Raw genomic sequence first — 7,165 nt, 5'->3', positions numbered from 1 at the left:
CAACCACGACACCACCCAGACCTACGACACCTTCGGCCGGCCGCTGGAAAACAAGGTAGCCGTCGACCAGGCCGCCAACCGGTGGATCACCACCCCCGCCCCGAAGTACGACGCCAACGACAACGCCTACGAGGCGTACGCGCCCAACGGAGCTGTCTCGACCGCCTCCTACGACGAGGCCGACCAGACGGCCGATGTCACGGCACCGGTGGACGTGGCAGGTGACCCGGAACGCAAGACGTCCTTCACCTACGACAAGGTCGGCAACCTGCTGACCACCACCGAACCGAAGGGCAACCTGACCAGCACGGTCGGGGACTACACCACCACCAACGCCTACAACGCGACCTACCAACTGGTCAGCGTCACCAACGCCCAGAACCAGAAAATCACCTACGAGTACGACAACGTCGGCAACGTCAAGACCGTGGTCGACCCACGCAAGAACGCCACCAGCGAGACCGGCGACTACACCAGCACGCTGGAGTACGACTGGGCGCACCGGGTCACCAAGTCCACTGACGCGCTCGGCAAGTTCACCACCAGCACCTACGACCGCGACGGTCTGGTCACCGCGACCACCGACCAGCTCGGCAACACCACCGAGGTCACCCTCAACCCCCTCGGCAAGCCGACTCAGGTCAAGGTGCCGCACAAGAACGACAACGGCACCATCACCTACCGCACCACCCAGTACGAGTACGACCAGGTCGGCAACCAGACGAAGGCGATCAGCCCCCGGGGCGTCGCGACCACCGACGACCCGGACGACTTCGCCACCGTCACCGTCTACGACAAGCTCAACCGGGTCAAGGAGACCCGCACCGCGTACGACAAGGACGACACCCGCTACACCACCGCGGACGTCACCACCTACACCTACGACGCCCTCGGCCGCCTGACCACCATGTCCGCGCCGCCGTCCTCGGGCGAGTCGGTGCGCAACGACACCACCTACACCTACTACGACAACGGGTGGACGAAGTCGTCGTCGGATCCGTGGGACATCGTCACCACGTACGACTACAACGACCTGGGTGCCCAAACCACCCGAACGGTCACCTCGGCCGGCGGATCGTCGAACCGGACCATGACCTGGTCCTACTTCCCCGACGGCAAACTCAAGGGCCGCTCGGACGACGGCGTCCCGGTCGGCAAGCAGGTCGTCCTGGTCGACAACTCCGACTTCAACAACACCACCACCACCGGCACCTGGACCACAGCCAACACGGCCACCGGCACCTACGGCACCAACTACGCCACCCGGCCCGCGGGCACCGGCACGAACACCTTCACCTGGCAGCTGAACGTGCCGCAATCCGGCACCTACGAGGTGTTCGCCCGCTACCCGCAGGTCACCGGCGCAGCCGCCGACGCCAAGTACACGATCAGCCACGGCGGCGGCGACACGATCAAGACGGTCGACCAGACCACCAACACCGGCACCTGGGTCAGCCTCGGCTCCTACAGCTTCACCGAAGCCAACACCCACAAGGTGTCCCTGTCCGACCAGGCCACCGGAACCGTCACGGCCGACGCGATCAAACTCGTCCGCGACAACACCGGCGACACCGACAACGAGAAGCACGACTACAACTACCGCTACGACCCCAACGGCAACCTCACCACCATCACCGACGCCTCACCCGGCACCCGCGTAGACAGCTACACGGTCGACTACACCGACCTCAACCAAGTCCAGACCGTCACCGAGAGCAAGTCCGGGACCGTCACCAACACCACCTCGTTCACCTACAACGAGAACAGCGCACCCCTGACCACCACCCACGACAAGCAATACGCCAGCTACACCTACAACCCCCGCGACCTCGTGTCGCAGGTGATCAACGGCAAGTCCGCCACCGACCCGGACAGCAAGACCACCACCTTCACCTACACCGACCGCGGCGAGAAGCTGAAGGAAACCAAGGGCAACGGCAACACCGTCGACTACACCTACTACCTCGACGGCCTACTCAACACCCAGACGGAGAAGAAGCCCAACGGGACGCTGGTGTCGGACCACACCTACACCTACGACCTCAACGGCAACCGCACCCGCGACGTCGCCAAGAAGATGAACGCCGACAACCACACGGCGTACCTCAACACCACCAGCGACTACACCTACGACCCCCGCGACCGCCTCGCCACCCTGACCAAGACCGGCGACGGCGCAGGCATCGAGAGCTACATCCACGACGCCAACAACAACGTCATCGAACAGACCATCAAGGGCACCACGACGACGTTCAACTACGACCGCAACCGGCTCCTCACCGCCAGCGCGGGAGGCGCGACCTCCTCGTACAACTACGACCCGTTCGGGCGGCTGGACACGGTGACCGCCGCGGGCACGGTCCTCGAGCGGAACGTCTACGACGGCTTCGACCACGTCATCGAAAACCGCAAGAACAACGGCACGAGCACGTCGACGACGAAGTACACGTACGACCCGCTGGACCGGACCGCCACCAAGACCACCGACGCCGGCGGCGCGAAGGAAAAGACCACCACCTTCAACTACCTCGGCCTTTCAAGCGACGTGCTGGACGAGGAAGTCGCCGGCAAGCTCACCAAGTCGTACCAGTACTCACCGTGGGGCCAGCGGCTCTCTCAGGTCACCCACAACAGCGACGGCACCGAGGACAACGCCTACTACGGATACGACCCGCACACCGACGTCGAGCAACTGACCGACGACACCGGCGACACCAAGGCCACCTACGGATACACCGCCTACGGCAACAACGACGACGCCCAGTTCACCGGCATCGACAAACCCGACGCGGCCGACCCCACCAAGGAGCCCTACAACGCCTACCGATTCAACGCCAAACGCTGGGACGCCAACTCCCAGTCCTACGACATGGGATTCCGCGACTACAGCCCCGGCCTGAACCGATTCCTGTCGCGCGACAGCTACAACGGCGCCCTCGCCGACATGAACCTCGGCCTCAACCCATGGACCCGTAGTCGCTACGCCTTCGGTGGCGGTAACCCGATTTCCAACGTGGAAATCGACGGCCACAGCTTCTGGGGTGCCGTCGGTGATTTTGTAGACGGCTGGCAGGCGGGCTCGGGGGCTTACCTCAGCGATAAGTGGGAGGGCATAAAGAGCTTCGTGTCCGATCCCGCTGGTGCAGTCGAAGCGACGGCGAAAGAGGCCGACTACTGGGCTGACCAAGCTGGTGGAGACATGGTGGTCGGAGCCGGGTGTGCGCTGACCGGGCTGTGCTCCGTTGCCAGCAGTTGCATCAACGGAGACTGGTACGAGTGCGGGTACGGGGCCAGCCAGACGGCGATGGACGGGACGCTTGCAGTCGCGGCCGCGTCCGTCACCGAGGGTGTCGGAGGTGTCCTTGGCCCGGCGCTTCGGGCAGCTGCCGCGGTGCGGAAGCTGGGTGAGGCGGTCGAATCCGCAGCACCGGTCTTCCGACCTTTGGACGACCTTGGTATCAACCATCGCAACCACAAACGCGAAGCTACCTACAACGGTACAACCTATAAGATCAATACCGGACACGGATTCAATCGGCCGCACCGTACCGGTGGCGATCTGAGGACGACCGGCTTGACGCCCGACCAGGTCGAGGAAGCGATTATCAAAGACATCGAACAATACCGGAGTTCCGGCGGGTCTCTCCCGCAGGCCGGCTTCACCAGGACCGGGCCGTTGGAGCGTACTATCGATGTGGGTGGACAGTCGATCAGTTACAACTCGATGCAGATCGGTGCCGACACGGTTAGTGTTTCCACGTACTGGGTCAATCCATAAGTGGACGGCGAAGCGCGCGGGTGACAGAACGGAGGTGTGTTAAGTGAATGAACTGCTTTCCTTAGCTCGACGCATGGTGGCCCCTACTGCGGCCGAACGCGGGGAGGCGGGGGACGGGGAGTTCGAGCGAGAGTTTGTTGAGGAATTGACATTCTCTTCGGCGGACGACATCGTCGAGATGTTGCGCACAATGCTTGAAGAGGACTGGATGGCGCTTCCGCCGTGGGCGCGAAACCTCGCCTTTCGGCTGGCGTGCCTTCAGCGCCCCGACGACACAGAGTTGATGCGGATTGCCGCAGCTGACCTGATTGCATTCGGTCCTGACTGGAACGATGTTGCTGAACGTCTCAGGCGAAACGCGGATCGTATAGACGATGCATCCGTATAGTGAATAGCGAATAGGGATTGCGGCCCGCCCTTCTCCGGCGGGCCGCAGTTCTTTCATTGATCTCTCGCGTCGATATCGTGCGCGTGGCGGCTGGCGCGCGGCCCAACTGACGAACGCGCTTGTTCGACGCCGTCCTCGCCGACGCGGGCATCGACGTCGTACTCAGCGGCGTCCAGATGCCACGCATGAACTCGATCATGGAACGGTGGGTACAGACCTGCCGCCACGAACTGTTGGATCGGACCTTGATCTGGAACCAGCGGCACCTGCTCCACGCGCTGCGCGAGTTCGAACAGTTCTACAACGGGCACCGGCCTCACCAGGGCATCGCGAACGCCCGCCCGCTACACCCCTTGCCCGCACCGATTGCCGATCCAGACAAAATCACCCGCCTCGACATACGACGACGCGACCGCCTCGGCGGCATCCTCCACGAGTACGAGCATGCTGCGTGACCTGCGCGGACAAGGTTTTCGGCAACTGCAAGGTCGGCATCCCGCAGATCGCAGCCAGCGAAGCTGGCACCGCGAAGGGAGGCCCCACGGAGGTTAGCGCTGCGGAAGTCACACAACTTGAAGTAGCGCCCATCAAGGGTGCGATGCCGAAGATCGCGGCCGGCGAAAGATTGCCTCGTCGCGCCGGGCAGGACGTTCATCCGCGCACCGTAGCGTGGTCGCCCGGTGCCGAACCACCGGCTTTACGCACTCACGTGCGAGGCATCCACCCGCGTCGAACAGCTGGCTGCCGGCCATGTCGCGTCTCAGGGCCTGCGTGACAGATCAGTCTCGGGACGTGGGTGACACGTCCGGCTAGACGGTCTCCGGATGGATGCTCCACCAAGCATGGGAGAGCGTGCGATTGTGGTTAGCGAACGGACACCTGGCAGCCTGCAACCTTCGCCTCATCCACGGCCTCCGAGAGCTCGGCGGTACCGCTCACGGTGGCACGTTGGCCGGGCTGAAGGGGAATCGACACGAGCGGCTCGCCGAGCTTGGTCAGCCGAACGCCGGAAGCATCCTCCGCCCAGTAGACCATTAAATGGGTCACCGGGTGCTCCTTGTCGTTGAAGACCTCGGCGGTTACAACAACCTCGGACCCACGGACGTCGCACCCCTTGACGACGGCGGGACCACGGATATTTTCCTCCGTCGTCTCCTGCTGCGACACCACCAACAGGTGGATCGAGATAGCTGCGACCAGCAAAGCAAGCAGGACGGCAGTCCACAGCACCGGACCCGCTGGGAAACGCCATTGGCCAGGCGTCCGAGCGGCAGCCCCGGGGCCGGCTGAACTCGCTTGCGTCACGGAGAAATCCCGTCTGTGAGGACGTGGGAGAGCGTATGCCGCAGAACTTTCCCGTTCAACGGAACTCGGCCGGCGGACCGTGGACGACGGGATACCGCCGTGTCGTCACGCTCGATCTCCACCAGCACTCGGCGGAGTGTCACCCAGGTCCTGATACCGATCTGTAGGGTAACGGCCGTGGGTGTGGAGGGCGCCGGAAGCTACGGCGCCGGCCTGGCCCGCTATCTGACCAGCAGGAGAATCGCCGTCGTGGAGGTGGACCGGCCAGACCGCCGCGGCCGCCGCGCACAGGGCAAGTCCGACCCGATCGACGCCATCGCCGCCGCCCGGGCCACCCTCGCCGGCACCGCGATGGGCACGCCGAAGACCCGCACCGGACCGGTTGAGGCGATCCGCGCCCTGAGGGTCGCCCGCCGAGGAGCGGTCAAGGCCCGCACCGCTGCCCTGAACCAGATGCGCGGCCTGGTCGCCGCCGCCCCCGAGACCCTGCGAGCCCACCTGACCAGAGTCAGCGCCGCCGTGCTGGTCAGCCGGTGCGCTGCGCTGACCTACGACCCGGCCAGACTTCACGAGCCGGAGCACGCCACCGCCGCAGCCCTGGTCGGGCTCGCCCGCCGGGTCACCGCCCTAACCGAGGAGATCACCGCCCTCGACCGGCACCTGGCACCCATCGTCGAGAAAGCGGCACCCCACACCACCGCCTTGTTCGGCGTCGGCCCCGACGTCGCCGCCCAACTGCTCACCACCGCCGGCGACAACCCCGACCGGCTGCACTCCGAAGCCGCCCTCGCCCACCTCTGCGGAGCAGCACCCATCCCCGCCAGCTCCGGACGGGTACTCCGCCACCGCCTCCACCGAGGAGGCGACCGCGGCGCCAACCACGCCCTGCACACCATCGCGCTATGCCGCATGCGCTACGACCAGCGAACACAGGCTTACGTCCACCGGCGCATCACCGAAGGCCTCAGCAAGCAAGAGATCCTCCGCTGCCTCAAGCGCTACATCGTCCGCGACGTCTACACCGCCCTACGCGCCGACTTCACCGCCCTGACCACTTGACCTCCATAGGAGCATCAGGATGGCACGAGACCTACACGTATGGGCTTGCCCCACCCATGCACGCCATGCCTTGCCTGCCGAAGGTGGTGTTGGAAACGCTGCTACTAAAGCGGCCCGGACTGATTGTGCCCTGATAGACGAGGTGGCGGGTGCTCAGGTCCTCCACGCCGTACACGTCCACCTTTACCGGCAGGTTGTTTGCGTAGGAGCCGATGCCGTCCACGAAGTGGGAGCCAATCGAATCGTAGGTGAGGCTGACGCATATCGCGGTGCTTTTGGAGGTCAAAGACAGCTGGACGAAGTTCGCCTTTTCCCAGAGGCACAGTGTTGCAGCGTTGCAAGGAGCTGCTGCTGCTGCGGGGGTGGCCGTGGTCGTCAAGCCGCCCACGGTCAGTGTGGCTGCTGCCAAGATCAAAGCGAAGGCCCGCTTTACCCTCATGTAGCTACTTCCTCCCGTGACTTGCGCCGCTGTCGACCGGCGGATCATGGCAGGAGGCTAACACAATGATGAATGCTCTTGGTCTCCCTCCATGTCGTACGGGGTATAGCATCCTATGGATGCTTGGACAGTTAGCCGACAGTGGCGGTCGCGGACTGATCAAGCGCGTCGGTTGAAAGCAGTCAGACGCGTGCCC

The 7,165-nt window shown here is 64.3% G+C and carries 6 protein-coding genes and 1 pseudogene; 4 read left to right on the top strand and 3 right to left on the bottom strand.

The genetic code is table 11. The features are described from left to right. The 3 genes from ACL02O_RS33225 to ACL02O_RS33215 all read left to right on the top strand — a co-directional run. Positions 1-3,778: golvesin C-terminal-like domain-containing protein (locus ACL02O_RS33225; protein ID WP_412822143.1), on the top strand; the 3,778-nt coding region annotated here is incomplete at its 5' end. 43 nt (positions 3,779-3,821) lie between these two features. Continuing rightward, positions 3,822-4,166 (top strand): hypothetical protein, encoded by a 345-nt coding sequence (locus ACL02O_RS33220; protein WP_412822142.1) that lies wholly within the window; start codon positions 3,822-3,824, stop codon positions 4,164-4,166. Between the two features lie 119 nt (positions 4,167-4,285). Next, positions 4,286-4,621, top strand: a complete 336-nt coding sequence (locus ACL02O_RS33215; protein ID WP_412822141.1) for an integrase core domain-containing protein — start codon at positions 4,286-4,288, stop codon at positions 4,619-4,621. Positions 4,622-4,662: 41 nt separating this feature from the next. Here ACL02O_RS33215 and ACL02O_RS33210 read toward each other — a convergent pair. Both ACL02O_RS33210 and ACL02O_RS33205 read right to left on the bottom strand, forming a co-directional pair. After that, a pseudogene (locus ACL02O_RS33210) lies at positions 4,663-4,821 on the bottom strand (pentapeptide repeat-containing protein); the annotation flags it as partial. 209 nt (positions 4,822-5,030) lie between these two features. Next, positions 5,031-5,396, bottom strand: a complete 366-nt coding sequence (locus ACL02O_RS33205) for a putative periplasmic lipoprotein (protein ID WP_412822140.1) — start codon at positions 5,394-5,396, stop codon at positions 5,031-5,033. Positions 5,397-5,648: 252 nt separating this feature from the next. On the opposite strand from ACL02O_RS33205, the gene ACL02O_RS33200 reads away from it, so the two are divergent. After that, positions 5,649-6,530 carry a transposase gene (locus ACL02O_RS33200; protein WP_412822139.1) on the top strand — a complete coding sequence of 294 codons (882 nt, stop codon included), beginning with the start codon at positions 5,649-5,651 and terminating at the stop codon, positions 6,528-6,530. Between the two features lie 31 nt (positions 6,531-6,561). On the opposite strand, the gene ACL02O_RS33195 is transcribed toward ACL02O_RS33200, so the two are convergent. Beyond that, complete coding sequence (locus ACL02O_RS33195) at positions 6,562-7,017, bottom strand: peptidase inhibitor family I36 protein (RefSeq protein WP_412822138.1); 456 nt, start codon at positions 7,015-7,017, stop codon at positions 6,562-6,564. Positions 7,018-7,165 lie beyond the last annotated feature (148 nt).

The organism is Micromonospora mangrovicola, assembly GCF_047200535.1.
In the GTDB taxonomy this organism is placed as follows: domain Bacteria; phylum Actinomycetota; class Actinomycetes; order Mycobacteriales; family Micromonosporaceae; genus Micromonospora.
The sequence above is the reverse complement of the archived record's forward strand: the minus strand, read 5'-3'. Positions and strand labels throughout refer to the sequence as shown.